The following is a 14640-nucleotide window of genomic DNA, read 5'->3' as shown; positions in this document are numbered from 1 at the left end:
CCTCGGTAGTGCGCTGGCGCTAACGTTTAACGGATGTTGATGACCGACTGGGTCACCGCGTCCGCGGTCTTGATCACTTCGGTGTTGGCCTGGAAGTTCCGCTGCGCGACGATCAGCGCCACCAGTTCCGAAGAAAGGTCGACGTTCGATTCCTCCAGCGCGCCGCCCTGGATGAGACCCAGGCTCGCGGTGCCCGGCTTGCCTTCCAGCACCACGCCGGCGGCGAAGGACTCCGCCCAGGCGTTGCCACCGGACGGACGCAGGCCCTGCGGGTTGGGGAAGTTGGCGAGTGACACCTGGCCCTGCACCGACGACTGGCCGTTGGTGAAGCGCGCCAGGATGACGCCCTGCTGATCGATGTCGACGCCGGCCAGGCGGCCGGTGGTATAGCCGTCCTGGGTGAGCTTGTTGACGCCGAACGGCGCGCCGAACATGGTCGAGCCGCTGAGCGTGGTGGTGACATTCATGGGGTTCACGCCTGGCCCCGGCGTGAACGCCGGGATCGGGATCTGGCCGTTGGCCGGCGTCTGCAACAAACCCGCGGTGTCGAACACGATGGCATCCGGGCCGCCGACCTTCACACCGTCGACATAGGTATGCATCTGCCAGGTATTGGGCGTGACCGCCGCGGTGTCGCGCACGAAGTACATCTGCTGCAGGTGCGAGCCGCCCATCGAATCGAACACGTTGAGCGCGGTGGTCTCGTTGTAGCTGGTCGAATCCAGCGGGTCGAAAGTCGGCGTGGTCGGCGCGCTGGCATTGGCATCGAAGTTGGCGCCGAAGGTCACCGAGGTGCTGGCCTTGGGCGGGTTGTTGGCCTGCGACAGCTGCAAGGGCGAAAGCGCACCGTTGATGTTGCCGACCGCGTCCGCGCCGAACGCCATCAGTTGATGGCCCTTGGAGTTGACGATGAAGCCGTCCTTGTCGAGGCTGAACGAGCCGTCGCGGGTATAGAGCTTCTCACCGTTGTTGTTGAGCTGGAAAAAGCCCTGGCCGCTGACCGCAAGGTCCAGCGCGTTGTCGGTGAAATTGATGTTGCCCTGTTCGAACTGCTGGGCGACACGCGCGGTATCGACACCGCGACCGACGTTGCTGCCCGAACCACCGACGTTGGACACCGCGAACACGTCCTGGAATTCGACACGCGACTTCTTGAAGCCGGTGGTGGCCGAGTTCGACACGTTGTTGCCGATCACGTTGAGTTCGTTTTCCGCGGCCTTTAAGCCGCTGATTGCCTGATTGAAAGCCATGTTGGGCTCCGAGTGTTGCTGTGTGGGCTATTGGATTTCGAGGACGTCGGCCATATCGACCGCGCCGTAACCGTCGACGTTGAGCGTCGGCGGCAGACCGTTGCGACCGAGCGTGACGCTGTCGACGCGCGCGGTGACGGCGGGCGTCAGCGCGGTTGAAACGTTATCGATGACGGCGCTGATCTTGACCGTGTACTCGCCGCTGGCGGCGGCTTGACCGTTGTCGCGCAGACCGTTCCAGTCGTAGTGCAGGTTGCCGGCGCTCCTGGCGCCGAGGCTGGTGTGGAAAACCTGCTGACCGCTGCTGTCGGAAATGCTGATATTGACGTTGGACGCGTTGCTCGGCAGCACCGCCGACACCGGCGCCTTGCTGCCGGCCTTGAGGCTGAAGTTGTCGCGCGGAATGATGACGTCGCGCCCGACCATGGTCGAAGCCTGCAGGGCCTGGCTGGACGACAGCGCGGTGGCCATGGTCGTCAACGACTTCTGCAAACCGGAAATGCCGTTGACGGTGCCGAACTGCGCGATCTGACTCAGGAACTCGGCGCTCTCCATCGGCTTGGTCGGGTCCTGGTTCTTGAGCTGCGTGACCATCAGGTTCAGGAACGCCTGCTGATCGAGTTCGGTCTTCTTGGCGCCAACGTTGTCGGTGTTCTTGGTCGTGTACTGATCAAGCACCGAAGGCTGGATGGTGGTGGACTTGTCCATGGTGTGTACTCTCTCGCCTTACTGGCCGAGGGCCAGGGTCTGTTGCAGCATGCGCTTCGAGGCTTCCATCACCTCGACGTTGGTCTGGTAGCTGCGGGATGCGGAAATCATGTTGGCCATTTCCTCGACCACGTTGACGTTGGGCAGGAAGACGTAACCGTCGGCGTCGGCCAGCGGGCTGCCCGGCTGGTATTCATGACGCAGCGGCGCCTGGCTCTCGACGATGCCGCTGACCTTGACGCCGGCCGCGGCCGCGCCGTTGGGATCCAGCGCATCGGCCAGCATCGGTTCGAACACCGGCTCGCGCGCGCGGTAGGTCTTGCCGCTGCTGCTGGAGGCGCTGTTGGCGTTGGCCATGTTGCTGGCGGTGGTGTTCAGGCGCAGGCTCTGCGCGTTGAGCGCGGTGCCGGCGATGTTGAAGATGTTGAACAGCGACATGCTTATTCTCCGCGCAGCGCCGACAACAGGCCGCGGATGCGCCCGTTCAGGAACGTGAGGCTGGCCTGGTAACGCATCGCGTTGTCGGTGAAGGCCGCGCGTTCGGCCTGCACGTCGACGGTGTTCTGATCGAGCGAGGCCTGCAGCGGGTCGCGATAGCGCAGTGCATGGCTGAAATCCGCGTCGACGCCGCCCAGGTGGCGCAGGTCGGTGGTCAGCATCGCGCCCTCGCCGCCCTCGCCGGCCAGCACCGCGGCGAAGTCGAGGTCGCGCGCCTGGTAGCCGGGGTGTCGGCGTTGGCGAGGTTGGTCGCCAACACTTCGGCACGACGCGCACGCAGGGCCAGGGCCTGGGTGTGGATGCCGAAGACGTTGATGGAGTTGGACATGCTGTTCGCTCTTGTCACGGTTTCGCTGCGAACAAGAATGCGAAGAGTGTGCCAAGAGTGACAAACCGCGCCCTGACGCGGTTTTTCAGGGCATTGCCGGTAGCGGTAGCGATTGAAGCGGCAACGCTCTGCCGGGTGTGGCGGCAATCAGGGAGAGGGAGGGGGAGCGGATTGCCGGGGGAATCGATGTTCCGTGGATCCGAATTCAATCGGACATTGAAATGGGGCGCGAGGCGCTAACGCCCCGCCGCGAATGTCCGAATGAATTCGGACCTGCAGGGGGGCCGAAGAGGCGTTGATGGGCTGGCTCACTCGCCTAGCACGACCTCGCGCACCACCATGGCCAGGTCGTCGGCGACGAACTTCGGCACCAGGCGGTCGGCGCCCACGCTCTCGGCCATGGACTGGTTGAAGCTGCCCGACAGCGAGGTGTGCAGGCACACGTAGAGCGACTTCAACTCGCTGTCGGACTTGATCGCCTTGGTCAGCGTATAGCCATCCATTTCCGGCATTTCGATGTCGGAGATGACCATCCCGTACTTGCTCAATATCGGCTGTTCAGCGGCGGCGGCCTTCAGCATGTCCCAGGCCTCGCGGCCATTTTCCGCGACATCATAGGTAAAGCCGATCTGGTCCAGGACCTTGGTGATCTGCTTGCGCGCGACCATCGAGTCGTCGGCCACGAACACGTGGTGCGGGCGACCGGCGGAGGTGTTCTCTTCACACAGGTTGGCCGACACGGTGTCGTCCACGCCGACGATTTCGGCCAACACCCGCTCGACGTCGAGGATTTCGATCAGGCGGCTGTCGACCGTCACCACCGCGGTCAGGTAGTTGGTCTCGCCGATGCCGCGCGGCGGCGGATTGATCTCGTCCCAGCGCAAGTTGACGATGCGCTCGACCTTGGCCACCAGGTAGCCCTGCACACGGCCGTTGTATTCGGTGATGACGACGAATTCGTCTTCGCGCCCGGCCAGGGGCGGCATGCCCAGCACCGAGGCCAGATCGATCACGGTCACCGTGCGGCCGCGCGTATGCATGACGCCGCACACGTGCCGATTGGACTGCGGCACGCGCCGCAGCTGCGGGCATTTCAGTACCTCGCGCACCTTGAAGACGTTGATGCCGAAGGTCTGGGCCGGCCCGAGTTGAAACAGCAGCAGTTCGACGCGATTCTGACCCGCGATACGTGTCAGGCGGTCCACGCCCTCCATCACACTAGACATGTCGCATCCTCGCGCGCACTGAAAGATATGGCGGGTATCGGCGTGGCCCCGGCACTCTTTAGTAGGGGCGTGAATTCGCAACGAGCGCGCGGTGCGGCACGGCGCTTGCATATTTTTCGGCAGACCAATTGAATCGGATCGGGGCCAAGCCCCGCAGGGAACCGCCACCGCCCATGAACAAACTGCTGCCCATCGTGCTGTTGATGCTGGCCACCGCTGCCCAGGCCGCCGACATCCAGTCCCTCGCCGCCATCGAGGCCGCGGTCAAGGGTTTCGTCGCCGCCGGCTCAGGTAATGACGCCGACAGTGAAATCACGCTCGGCCGGCTCGATCCGCGCCTGCGCCTCGCCGCCTGCGGCAACGCGCTCAAGATGCGATTCAGCCGCGAGCCGCGCGCCGGCGGGCCGAACGCGGTCGAGGTACGTTGCGAGGGCGACAAGCCGTGGTCCTTGTACGTACCGGTCGATATCGCGCGCTTCGCCGAGGTGGTGGTCGCCACGCGCGGACTGGCGCGCGGCGCGGTCATCGGCGCCGATGACGTGAGGCTCGCGCGTCGCCGGGTCAACGGCGCGCGACCCGATTACTTGAACGACGCGGCGGCCGCGGTCGGCCGTGTCGCGGCCCGCGCCATCGCGCCGGACCAGGTACTGGGCGACGGCAACGTGATGTTGCCGCGCCTGGTCAAACGCGGTGACCAAGTCATCATTGCCAGCGGCGGCGCCACCATCAACGTGCGGGTCAAAGGTCAGGCCTTGAAGGATGGCGCGATCGGCGACCGCGTATCGGTGCGCAACCTGAACTCCAAACGGGTGGTCGAAGGCGTGGTCAACGCCGACGGGATGGTGGTCGTTCAGGTGGGTGCGGTACTGTAACCGCCATGCGCGCCAAGCTCGCGAAAACATGACTGAATTATTTATGCGACCGAGATCGCAAATGGCCAGTCAAGGCTAAAGGAACGCGGCGCAAGCGCCGCTAAATGGACCGTCCATCTAGGGGATAAAGAACACATGGTTGCTGAAATCAAAGGAACCGGAGCGCAGAACGTGGCTGCGGTTGACGCTGGCTTGCGTAAAGTCGGTGGCCCGTCCACGGTCGCTGCGACTGAGACGCCTAAGTCCTCCGACGTGGTCACACTGACCGATCTTGCCGCCCGCTTGCAGCACCTCACGGATTCCGTGGCGCAGTTGCCGGAGGTCGACAAGGTCCGCGTGGCCGAACTCAAATCCGCCATCGAGAGCGGTGATTACCGCATCGACGACGCCAAGATTGCCGACAAGCTGACGGCGTTCGAGACCCAGCTGGGTCGTAGCGGCCAGGCAGGCTGACACGCATGAGCACCTCGCCGTCAGCCCTGGAAGGACTGCGCGACGAATTGGGCGCCCTGCTCGACGAACTGTCCGAAGTGCTGGCGACGGAGCTGAAAGCCCTGCGCCAGCGCGACAGCGAAGGCCTGGAGGCCGCCGCCGCGCGCAAGCTCGAACTGGTGTCCGCGCTGGAGACCGCGACCGGCAAATATTGCCGGGCGGGCGGCAAACTCGACCGCCAGACGCTCGGCAAGCTGGAGCGCCAGGCGCGCGCCTGCGCTCAGGCCAACCGCGTCAACGGCGGCGCCATCGAACTGAATCGCAACATGGCCGGGCGTCTGCTCGAGACCCTGCGCGGCGGAACGCGCACCCAGGCCACCTACGACGCCAGCGGACGCTTGCACCGCAGCCCCGGCGGGCGTCCGGTCGGACTCGCCTGACAAGTCCGCAAGCCGGCTGGCATGGAACTGCGCGAGGACGACGCCGCACGCGACCGCGTGCTGATGGCCGATGGCATGGTCGAAGTGGTCGACCCGCGCGAAGCGCGCCACCTGCTGCTGAAGAAAATCTTTGAAACCCACTGCCTGATCGACGTACGCCTGGATGGCGATCCGTCCGCCTACCAGAGCGCGGTCATCGAACTGCTGCCCGACAAGGGCTACCTGGTCATCGATGCGCTGACACCCGCCAGCGGCGACGCCCTCGCGACGCGCCTGCCCGGCCTCAGGCTGCGCACCCGCGTGCAGGGCATGGAAGTGAAATTCACCAGCCGCATCCTCGCGCGCGGCAGCCAGCATGGCCTGCCCTACTACAAGGTTCGCTACCCGGACGAAATCGAGTATCCGCAGCGGCGTCGCGAACTGCGCTTCACGGTACCCTTGAACCGCGGCGTGCCGGTGCGTTTCGAAACCCGCGGCGGCGGCTGGGTACGCGGCGAGATCCGCGACCTCTCGCCGGGCGGCTTCAGCGCGCGCCTGCTGTCGGGCGACATCGCCACCATCCGCCACGACGGCGGTCGACCGACCGCCTGTGAAATCGATCTGCCCGGCCACGGCACCCTGCACGCCGCGGTCGATGTACGCCATATCCTGCCGTCCCGCGCACGCAGCGCACCGCGCGTCGGCGCCTGCTTCATCGAACTCGACGTGGATGGTGAACGGCAACTGCAGCACTGCGTGGCCGAACTCGCGCGCCTGCGGCGGCGCGGCGTGTAGGTGCGAATTCACTCGCACACTGACGCGGGCACGGCGTCGCGGAGCTGGTTCGAATGTGCGAATGAATTCGCACCTACAACGCATCGCGCGACGGCCGCGTCCTCCTGACACCCCCGCTGGCAATAGCCTGATAATTTTTCTATGGTGGCGCTGCCCGGCGCCGCCCCGCGGTGGGCCGGCGACACACACCGCAATCAGGACATCCCATGGCCAGTTACAATTTGAACCTCGTGCGCGTCGTCGAACGCCCCGAGCAGTACTTCCCGCGCAAGGAAATCGTCTCGCGCAACAGCGACGGCAGCCTGTTTCGCTACACCTATGCCGACTTCTGCCAACGCGTGCGACGCCTGTCGAGCGCCTTGCAGACGCTGGGCGTGGCACCCGGTGACAAGGCCGCCACGCTGGCCTGGAACACCCATCATCACCTCGAACTCTATTTCGGCATTCCCTGCGCCGGCTCGGTGCTGCACACCGCCAACCTGCGCCTGTCCGATGAACACATCGCCTACACCATGAATCACGCCGAGGACAAGGCGGTGTTCTTCTCGCCCGACCTGCTCGCCACCGTCGAACAGCTGGTGCCGCTGCTGAAGACCGTCACCAGCTACGTGATCCTGTCCGATCACACGCCGCCTTCCAGCATTCCGAATCTCATCAACTACGAGCAGCTGCTGGAACGCGGCGACCCCGAGGCGCGCTTCGCCGACATCGACGAAGACGCGCCGGCCTCGATCTGCTTCACCTCCGCCACCACCGGCAACCCCAAGGGCGTGGTCTATTCGCATCGCGGCCTGACCCTGCACTCGATGATGTTGAGCCATGTCGACGGCATGGCCATGTCGGAAAAAGACGTGCTGATGCCGATCGCACCGATGTTCCACGTCAATTCCTGGGGCGTACCGTTTGCCGGCGTGTGGGTCGGCGCGAAGTTCGTATTTCCGGGCGAACGCCCGCATGCCGCCGACAACCTCGATCTCATCGCCAGCCAGCGCGTGACCTTCGCCCATGGCGCGGTGACGGTCGGCATCGACATGATGAACCTGTTGCAGAGCGAACCACGAGATATCTCCAGCCTGCGCGGCTTGCTGCTGGGCGGCTCGGCGACGCCGGCCGCGGTCATGAAGTATTACCAAGAGAAGCACGGCGTGCCGATCTTGACGGCCTGGGGCTCGACCGAATGCGCGCCGCTTGCCACCCTCACCTACATCCGCGGTGATCAGGAAGACCTGTCGGTCGACGACAAGATAGCGATCCGCGTGCGCCAGGGCATTCCCGCGCCGGCGGTGGAACGCAAGGTTCTGGACGACGACGGCAACGCCGTGCCGTGGGACGACAAGGCCATCGGCGAGGTCTACGTGCGCGGGCCGTGGATCGCGACCAGCTACATCAATGAGCCGCGCAGCGCCGAGAGCTTCATCGACGGCTGGTGGAAGAGCGGCGACATCGCTTCGGTCAACCAGGACGGCGTGATGAAACTGGTCGACAGGGCCAAGGATCTGATCAAAAGCGGCGGCGAGTGGATTTCCTCGGTCGATCTCGAGAATTCGTTGATGGCCCACGGCGCGCTGCGCGAAGCGACCGTGGTGGGCATGCCGCACGACAAGTGGCTGGAACGCCCCATCGCCTTCATCGTCGCGCGTGGCAGCGAGCGGCCGAGCGAAGACGCCTTGCGCCAGCATCTGTTGAACGCAGGCTTCGCCAAGTGGTGGCTGCCCGATCGCCTGGTCTATCTCGACGAGATCCCGAAGACCGGCGTCGGCAAGTTCAACAAGCGGCTGCTGCGCGAAAAGCTCGACGAACTGATGAAATGAAGCGTGTCGCGCTTGAACGCCTCGTCTCGCGAGGCGTTCAAGCGCGGGCTCAAAGACCGAGATTGCCGGGCGACAGCAGGCCGGCGGGATCGAGCGCGCCTTTCACGCGCTGCAGCACCTCGAAATAGGCGCCACTCGCCTTGACCTCTTCGGCCCACAGCTTGCCGCTCTTGTAGGGCACGCAGCCCGCTTCGCGCAGCACGCGGGTGGCGTCGGCGATCGCCTGCTCGATGGCCGGCCACTCGCTGCGTTCGTCGTAGAACGCCATCACGCCGCCATGCAGTCCGCGTCGGCACACCACCGTCGCCGCGCCCCACACGAAGGCCGGCCAGCGCGCGCGCAGCGCATCGACCGCCGCACACAGGTCGGCCAGCCGATCGCAGGGCAGCGAGGTCATGAGAATGGCGCAGCGCGAACGCGAGAAATATCCCGCGAAGGAATACCAGTAGTTCTCTTCCAGGCGCAGCTTGTGGAAATAGGCCGCATCGAAGGCCTGGAACTCCGCGCCGCCGTGGCGCGCGGCCAGCGCCAGCAGGCGCGCCTGGTCACGTTCGATGTCTTGGCCTTCGCCTCCGATGTCGAAACCGATGCAATAACCCGGCAGGCGCGCCACCTCGAAGGCCGGTTCGGCGGCCAGTACCCGCGCGCGCACCGTGCCGGCCTCGTAGCCGGCCGCGTACCACACCAGGCGTGTGAGCTCCCGCGCCTGCACGTCGACCAGGAAGCGACCGGCGGCGGCCGGCTGGTCGAAGCCTATGCAGAAGGTCGCACGCGCCGCCGGCAGCGGATACAGCCACAACGCGATCGCGGTCACCACGCCGAGCGTGGCATCGGCGCCGATGAACAGGCCGGTGAGATCCGGCCCCATGCAATAGCGTTGAAAAAAGCCCGCGTCGCGACACGCCGCGCTGCCGGTACGCAGTCGCGTGCCGTCGGCCAGCACCACTTCGAGACCGGCCACGCAATCGCCCATGCTCTGGTGACGCGCCGACCCGGTACCGAGCGCGTGCGCCGACAAGGCGCCGCCGACGGTCGCGGCCGGACCGGTGGACGGCACGATGCCGACGGTCTGGCCGTGCACCGCGAGCTGCGCGCCGAGATCGGCAAAGCGGATGCCCGGCTCCACCACCACCACGCCGCGCGCGAGATCGAGGTCGAGCACGCGTGTCATGCGCGACACGTCGATGACGAGACCACCGGCATGGGGATTGACGCCGCCGGCATACATGGTGCCGCCGCCGCGCACGTACATCGGCGTGCCATGGGCGGCGGCGGCGCGCACGATGACGACGATGTCTTCGACGGTCGCCGGCTGCACCGCGAGCTGGGCCTGCCCGGCCGGGACCATCGAGCAGTCGCGCCGGTAGTTGAGCAGGTCGATGGCATCGGCATACTGCCGCACGCCATCCAGCGCGGCGGCCAGCGAGTCCATGGACGGCGATGCGCTCATGCGGTCGGCCTCGCTTCGATATGGAAGTAGCGTTGCATGAAGCTTGCGATGCCCAACACTTCCTGTGTGTCGCCGCCACAGGCGCGCAGATGATTGGCGCAGCGTGCGTCGAGACTCACGGCCAGGCCCGCCGCCGGCAGCCGCGCGCGCGCCATGGCCGCCGCCGAAGCCGGCGCCATGGCGGGCATGGCGCCAGCCGCGCCACAGCAGGTGGCGTGCCGGTTGGGAAAGTCCGCGTTCGCCAGCTCGACGCCGAGTGCCGTGAGCAAGGCGGCGACGGCGGCTTCCTCGCCGTCGCGGCCCTCGCGTTTGAGCTGACACGATTCGATCAGCTGCACCGCACGCGGCCGTTCGACATCCGCGCGCCACTGCAAACCGAGTTCGCCGCGCGCGACCGCGTCGCACAGCCAGCGCGCGACGCTGCGGCTGTCGATGCCGGCGCCGCCAAGTTGCAGCGCGCATTCGCAGCCGGCGACGATCGTGGCGCCGCTGCCCAGCCGCGCCGCGGCGGCGCGCGCCAGCGCCTCACCCTCGCGGCGCAGGCCGAGTTCGTCGAGCGGCGCGCCGCAGCATCCGTCGCTCACCACCTTAGGGGCGACGCCGGCCGCGCTCAGCAAGGCATGGCTGGCGCGCGCTTCATCGCCACTCGGCAGGGCCGACGCGCAGCCGGCGAAAAAATTCACCGCGCCCGCCTCGTTGACGGGTTGGTCCGACAACCACGCACCGCGCTGCGCGCGCGGCAGGCCGTAGGGGTTGCCATGGGCCACGAAACGGTCGCGCGCGCGGGTCAGGGCCGGCGGTAAGGCATCGACCGCCAGCAGTTCTTCGCGCAGGGCGCGACCGATGTGCGCGGGGCGCAGACCCAGCGGGCAGGCCGTTTCGCAGTTGCCGCAGCTGGTGCAGGTAAAGACCCGCTCGGCAAGGCTGGCGGCGTCGAGTTCTTGGCCTTCGAGTATGGCGCGCGCCGCTTCGATGTAGCCGCGCCCCGAGTAGCCCGGCGCACGGCTGTGCTGTTCCATGGTCGCGCACACCGCGAGCATGCCGCGTTCCGGCCACACCGCATCCACGCAGTAGTTGCAGCTCGAACAGTGGTAGAGGTCGCGCTCGAAGCGCGATACGAAGTCTTCCGACAGCTGCGCAATGGTCTTGCTCAAGGCCCCCTCCCGGTGCGCGACGCCGCGCGTGACGATGCCGCGAGTGTACGCCATCGTCAGCCACGGCGATGGCCGTGCGCCGCGACCGACGGCCGCCGATCCGAAATGCCGGCCGCGGAGTAACGGCCTCGTAACGGCGTGGTCGGATCACGACGGACTTGATCCCATGACATGTACTGGCGCGGCGTGGCGGTCCACAATAGCGCTCGCATTTCATTTCCGTCCCTCGAGGAGAAACAAGATGACCAATTCCATTGATCGCCGCGGCTTCGGTCGCATCTGCGCGGGTCTCGCGGCGGTGGCCGCGGTCGGCGCCGGCCGCATTGCGCAAGCGGCCGATCTGCCGCATGTCGACGAGGCCGGCCCGCAGGCGCAGGCGCTTGGCTATGTGCACGATGCGAGCAAGGCTGACAAGGCCAAGTTTCCGGCCTATGTCGCCGGCACCAATTGCGCAGGGTGCCAGCTGTACCAGGGCGGCACCGCGGAATGGGGTGCCTGCGCCCTGTTCGCCGGTTCGGCCGTAGCCGCCAAGGGCTGGTGCAGCGCCTTCGCCAAGAAGGCTTGATAGACTCGCATGCTCCGCGGAAAGACCGGCTTCGCGCCGGTCTTTCCATCTACGGGCCGGCAATCGCGGGCCATGACACATAACAACAGTGCGCCGCTCGAGCGGCCATGACCGTGGGAGGAATCAAGCATGACGGACAAGGTTTTCAAACTTGCGGTGTTGAAGCTCGGCTGCATCGGCGCGGCGCCGCTGCTGGACCTGTTGCCGGACGAGCGCGCCGATCGCGACGACATCGAAACGCGCGCCTACACCAGCGGCGCCAAGCTCGATCCCAAGGCCTGCGCCGGCCCCACCGCCGACTGCATCGCGTTCGGCGCCGATCTCGTGTTGCTGGTCAGTCCCAACGCCGCGCTGCCGGGGCCGAGCAAGGCGCGCGAAGCCTTGCTCGCAGCCGGTATCACCACCATTGCCATCGGTGACGCGCCGTCCAAGAAGGCGTTTTTCAAGAAGAACGAGGAAGGCAAGCAGGTCAAACAGGTCATCGACAATCTCGGCTTCATTATCCTGCCGTCGGACCCGATGATCGGCGCGCGCCGCGAGTTTCTCGATCCGAGCGAGATGGCCCTGTTCAATGCCGACGTCATCAAGGTACTGGCCGGCTGCGGCGTGCTGCGCGCCATCCAGAACGCGCTCGACATCGTCATCGACACCATGAAGAGCGGCGCGCCGGCCGAGCTGCCGCGCATCACCGTCAGCACCGAGATGGCGCTGGCGGCGGCGGAGTTCGCCAACCCCTACGCAGCCGCCAAGGCCTACGCGGCCCTGACCATCGCCGAGGCGGTGGCCGGCATCACCACCCGTGGCTGCTTCATGGAGCAGGACCCGGCGCAGTACATCACCCTGGTCAGCGCCGGCCACGAGATGATGCGCAGCGCCGCGCAGCTGGCCGATGCCGCACGCGAGATCGAAAAGGACAACGATACCGTGCTGCGCACGCCCCACGCCGCCAGCGGCCAGGCACGACGCAAGACCGGGCTCGCCGACAAGCCCGCCTGAGAAAAAAACTGCGGGGAACGCGCGCCGCGCGTCAGTTCTTGCCCTTGCCGTCGCCGCCTATCACCACGCTGAGACTGGGCGGTGACGAGCCTTCACCGCGGATGCGGTGACGTGCCATCTCCAGCGCTTCGCGCAGGGCATCGCGTTCCAGGGAAAGATCCGAGACGAGTTTGCGCAGGCGCTCGTTCTCGCGACGCAGTGCCTGGGTGTTGCCCTCGCGCTCGATGCGCGTGGCGCCATATTCGCGGCACCAGCGCTGGTAGCGTTGCTCGCTGATGCCCAGCGTCTCGCACACCTCGGTCTGTGAGCGGCCGCCGTTGAGCGCGTCTTCGGCGCGTTCCAGGAGGCCGATGATGTCGACCGCGGTGAGCCGCTGCACCGCCGGCAGGCTGGCCATGGTGGCATCGAAACTGGGCACTTCCTGCATCACCGGCGTCGGCTGGGCGGCCGCCGCGGCCTCGGCTACGGGCGGCGTCTCGCGCTCCGCGATGCTGTCCAGGAGCTGGGTCATGGTGCGCACGCATTCGCCGAAGGCGAACACCTGGTCGGGGCTCACGCGGCCCTTGGTGAACGGCAGGAGCTGCTTGTCGACGATGAGGTAGGTGCCGTTGCGCGATTCGAGATCGGTCAGGAAGCACTCATCGCCGTCGACATCGAGGCGCGCATGGCGGCGCGACACCGTGTCGTCGTACAGGGCGATATCGCCCGCGCGGCCAATGATGTAGCTCTTTTTAGCCATCGCTCGAAGTCTAATCGCTCGCGCCGCGCCGCGCCACGTCGACGACGCTATTCACACCGCCAGCACCTCGACGCCGGGCACGGCGAAGCCATGACTGCCGGGGTCCAGCACCTGGCGAATGGCGGGGCCACCCTCGGCCGCCAGGTTGTTGAGGGTGCGGCGGACCAGCGGCTGGCGCCGGGCATCGCTCAGCATGATCACCCACGGCAACAGCCGGCGCTCACGGTTTTGCGCCACCACCAGCGCCACGCGTCCATCCACCAGCTCGACCAGGCTGCCGATGGGATGGGTGCCCAGCACCGCGATCAGGGTCTCGACCAGTTCACGCTGAAACACTTCGACGGTGGCGGCATAGAGTTCCTGCACGGCTTCATGCATGACGATGGCCGCCGAATAGCTGCGCTCGCTGGTGATGGCGTCGAAGGTGTCGGCGAGGCCGGCGATGCGTGCCAGCAGCGAGATCTGCCCGCCCTCCAGGCCGCGCGGGTAGCCCGAGCCGTCGAAACGCTCATGATGGCCACCGACCACCTCCAGGGTGCCGGGCGTGAGGCCGCCGAGGTCGTTGGCAATCTCGACGCCGAACCTCACATGCAGCTTGATGATCTCGGTCTCGCGCTTGTCGAGGCGCCGGTCCGCGCGCAGCAATTCCTTGGGCACGCGCAGCTTGCCAAGATCGGCCAGCAGCATGCCCATCGCCAGTTCGTGAATGGTCTGGCGGCGCAGGCCCAGCGCGCGGCCCATGCTGACGGCGAGGATGGTGCTGTTCACGCAGTGCCGGAACGAGAACGGCTCATCGCTGGCCAGCGCGCGCAGCAGCATGGCCGGATCGGGGTTGCGCAGCATCGATTCCTCGAGCGCGGCGGCGGCATTCTTGAGCGGGTCCAGTGACGGACGACGCCCGCCGCGCACGACGTCCATGAGATCCTTGACCGCCGCCTTGGTGCTGGCGAGGGCGGCGCGCGCCTGCGGCAATTCGTCGATGAAGGCATTCTCGAGCGCGTAGTTGAGCGCCGGGCGCGGCAAGGCCGCCGGATCGGCCGGACCGCTGTCGCGTTCACGCGGCGACAGCGCCGACACGCTGCGCTTGGCCTCGACCACGTCGCCTTCTTCGTTGAGCGTCACCAGTTCGCCGCGACCGCCCGCCGGCAGCGCGCCCGACTTGATCTCGACGTAGACGTGGCTGCAGAAGCGCGCCAGCTGCTGCAGCTCTTCCTGGCTGGAAATGCGAAAGCCCTGCAGGAGGAACGGCGTGCCCAGCCACGGCCGGTCGAGCTTCACCACCTGCATGCCTATCGCCAGTTCGCGCACCGGCAGCTTGATGGTGTCGACGTTCATGCCGAAATGCCTGTTCCTCGTGTGCAGGGCGGCGCGCCCCGGCGGGCAGGATAGCCCATCAC

15 protein-coding genes and 1 pseudogene are annotated in these 14640 nt (G+C 66.5%); 7 read left to right on the top strand and 9 right to left on the bottom strand.

Annotated features, from left to right (window positions below; translation table 11 throughout):
• Window positions 1-26 precede the first annotated feature (26 nt).
• From flgE to IPM80_17165, 5 genes and pseudogenes are all read right to left on the bottom strand, one after another.
• Complete coding sequence (gene flgE, locus IPM80_17185; GenBank protein ID MBK8960092.1) at window positions 27-1250, bottom strand: flagellar hook protein FlgE; 1224 nt, start codon at window positions 1248-1250, stop codon at window positions 27-29.
• Between the two features lie 27 nt (window positions 1251-1277).
• Entirely contained in the window at window positions 1278-1958 is a 681-nt protein-coding gene (locus IPM80_17180; protein MBK8960091.1) for a flagellar hook assembly protein FlgD, read from the bottom strand.
• A gap of 18 nt (window positions 1959-1976) precedes the next feature.
• Window positions 1977-2396: a flagellar basal body rod protein FlgC gene (gene flgC / locus IPM80_17175; GenBank protein MBK8960090.1), complete on the bottom strand. Its 420-nt coding sequence runs from the start codon at window positions 2394-2396 to the stop codon at window positions 1977-1979.
• 2 nt (window positions 2397-2398) lie between these two features.
• Window positions 2399-2784, bottom strand: a pseudogene (gene flgB, locus IPM80_17170) (flagellar basal body rod protein FlgB).
• 308 nt (window positions 2785-3092) lie between these two features.
• Window positions 3093-4010 carry a chemotaxis protein CheV gene (locus IPM80_17165; protein ID MBK8960089.1) on the bottom strand — a complete coding sequence of 306 codons (918 nt, stop codon included), beginning with the start codon at window positions 4008-4010 and terminating at the stop codon, window positions 3093-3095.
• A gap of 173 nt (window positions 4011-4183) precedes the next feature.
• Here IPM80_17165 and flgA point away from each other — a divergent pair, with 173 nt between their 5' ends.
• The 5 genes from flgA to IPM80_17140 all read left to right on the top strand — a co-directional run bounded on the left by flgA (window position 4184) and on the right by IPM80_17140 (window position 8339).
• Window positions 4184-4882 carry a flagellar basal body P-ring formation protein FlgA gene (gene flgA, locus IPM80_17160; protein ID MBK8960088.1) on the top strand — a complete coding sequence of 233 codons (699 nt, stop codon included), beginning with the start codon at window positions 4184-4186 and terminating at the stop codon, window positions 4880-4882.
• A 135-nt stretch (window positions 4883-5017) separates the two neighbouring features.
• Entirely contained in the window at window positions 5018-5335 is a 318-nt protein-coding gene (gene flgM / locus IPM80_17155) for a flagellar biosynthesis anti-sigma factor FlgM (GenBank protein MBK8960087.1), read from the top strand.
• A gap of 5 nt (window positions 5336-5340) precedes the next feature.
• A complete protein-coding gene (gene flgN / locus IPM80_17150) occupies window positions 5341-5754 on the top strand; it encodes a flagellar export chaperone FlgN (protein MBK8960086.1) in 414 nt (137 codons plus the stop codon).
• A gap of 21 nt (window positions 5755-5775) precedes the next feature.
• On the top strand, window positions 5776-6528 hold the full coding sequence (locus IPM80_17145; protein MBK8960085.1) for a flagellar brake protein: 753 nt from the start codon (window positions 5776-5778) through the stop codon (window positions 6526-6528).
• 206 nt (window positions 6529-6734) lie between these two features.
• On the top strand, window positions 6735-8339 hold the full coding sequence (locus tag IPM80_17140; GenBank protein MBK8960084.1) for a long-chain fatty acid--CoA ligase: 1605 nt from the start codon (window positions 6735-6737) through the stop codon (window positions 8337-8339).
• 49 nt (window positions 8340-8388) lie between these two features.
• On the opposite strand, the gene IPM80_17135 is transcribed toward IPM80_17140, so the two are convergent.
• A complete protein-coding gene (locus IPM80_17135; GenBank protein MBK8960083.1) occupies window positions 8389-9789 on the bottom strand; it encodes an FAD-binding oxidoreductase in 1401 nt (466 codons plus the stop codon).
• Window positions 9786-10943, bottom strand: a complete 1158-nt coding sequence (locus IPM80_17130) for a (Fe-S)-binding protein (GenBank protein ID MBK8960082.1) — start codon at window positions 10941-10943, stop codon at window positions 9786-9788. Before IPM80_17130 ends, IPM80_17135 begins: the two co-directional genes overlap by 4 nt.
• Before the next feature lie 241 nt (window positions 10944-11184).
• Between IPM80_17130 and IPM80_17125 the strand changes: the two genes are divergently transcribed.
• Window positions 11185-11508, top strand: a complete 324-nt coding sequence (locus IPM80_17125; GenBank protein ID MBK8960081.1) for a high-potential iron-sulfur protein — start codon at window positions 11185-11187, stop codon at window positions 11506-11508.
• A 129-nt stretch (window positions 11509-11637) separates the two neighbouring features.
• The gene (locus tag IPM80_17120) at window positions 11638-12504 is read left to right on the top strand and encodes a F420-dependent methylenetetrahydromethanopterin dehydrogenase (GenBank protein MBK8960080.1); all 867 of its coding nucleotides are present in this window, start codon (window positions 11638-11640) and stop codon (window positions 12502-12504) included.
• Window positions 12505-12535: 31 nt separating this feature from the next.
• Here the strand turns inward: IPM80_17120 and IPM80_17115 are convergent, their stop codons facing one another.
• Together IPM80_17115 and IPM80_17110 are read right to left on the bottom strand one after the other, a co-directional pair.
• Window positions 12536-13243 carry an FHA domain-containing protein gene (locus IPM80_17115; GenBank protein MBK8960079.1) on the bottom strand — a complete coding sequence of 236 codons (708 nt, stop codon included), beginning with the start codon at window positions 13241-13243 and terminating at the stop codon, window positions 12536-12538.
• Between the two features lie 51 nt (window positions 13244-13294).
• Complete coding sequence (locus IPM80_17110) at window positions 13295-14578, bottom strand: DUF3391 domain-containing protein (GenBank protein ID MBK8960078.1); 1284 nt, start codon at window positions 14576-14578, stop codon at window positions 13295-13297.
• Window positions 14579-14640 lie beyond the last annotated feature (62 nt).

This window comes from Pseudomonadota bacterium (assembly GCA_016719885.1).
Classification (GTDB): domain Bacteria; phylum Pseudomonadota; class Gammaproteobacteria.
Note: the sequence above shows the minus strand (reverse complement) of the source record. Positions and strands in the feature narration are given on the sequence as shown.

Bases quoted from the DNA above. Each gene is read 5' to 3' on its own strand.
- IPM80_17165 (MBK8960089.1), bottom strand. From the start codon at position 4,010: ATGTCTAGTGTGATGGAGGGCGTGGACCGCCTGACACGTATCGCGGGT.
- IPM80_17120 (MBK8960080.1), top strand. From the start codon at position 11,638: ATGACGGACAAGGTTTTCAAACTTGCGGTGTTGAAGCTCGGCTGCATC.
- flgN (MBK8960086.1), top strand. From the start codon at position 5,341: ATGAGCACCTCGCCGTCAGCCCTGGAAGGACTGCGCGACGAATTGGGC.
- flgC (MBK8960090.1), bottom strand. From the start codon at position 2,396: ATGTCGCTGTTCAACATCTTCAACATCGCCGGCACCGCGCTCAACGCG.
- IPM80_17115 (MBK8960079.1), bottom strand. From the start codon at position 13,243: ATGGCTAAAAAGAGCTACATCATTGGCCGCGCGGGCGATATCGCCCTG.
- IPM80_17145 (MBK8960085.1), top strand. From the start codon at position 5,776: ATGGAACTGCGCGAGGACGACGCCGCACGCGACCGCGTGCTGATGGCC.
- flgE (MBK8960092.1), bottom strand. From the start codon at position 1,250: ATGGCTTTCAATCAGGCAATCAGCGGCTTAAAGGCCGCGGAAAACGAA.
- IPM80_17135 (MBK8960083.1), bottom strand. From the start codon at position 9,789: ATGAGCGCATCGCCGTCCATGGACTCGCTGGCCGCCGCGCTGGATGGC.
- IPM80_17125 (MBK8960081.1), top strand. From the start codon at position 11,185: ATGACCAATTCCATTGATCGCCGCGGCTTCGGTCGCATCTGCGCGGGT.
- flgM (MBK8960087.1), top strand. From the start codon at position 5,018: ATGGTTGCTGAAATCAAAGGAACCGGAGCGCAGAACGTGGCTGCGGTT.
- IPM80_17110 (MBK8960078.1), bottom strand. From the start codon at position 14,578: ATGAACGTCGACACCATCAAGCTGCCGGTGCGCGAACTGGCGATAGGC.
- IPM80_17140 (MBK8960084.1), top strand. From the start codon at position 6,735: ATGGCCAGTTACAATTTGAACCTCGTGCGCGTCGTCGAACGCCCCGAG.
- IPM80_17180 (MBK8960091.1), bottom strand. From the start codon at position 1,958: ATGGACAAGTCCACCACCATCCAGCCTTCGGTGCTTGATCAGTACACG.
- flgA (MBK8960088.1), top strand. From the start codon at position 4,184: ATGAACAAACTGCTGCCCATCGTGCTGTTGATGCTGGCCACCGCTGCC.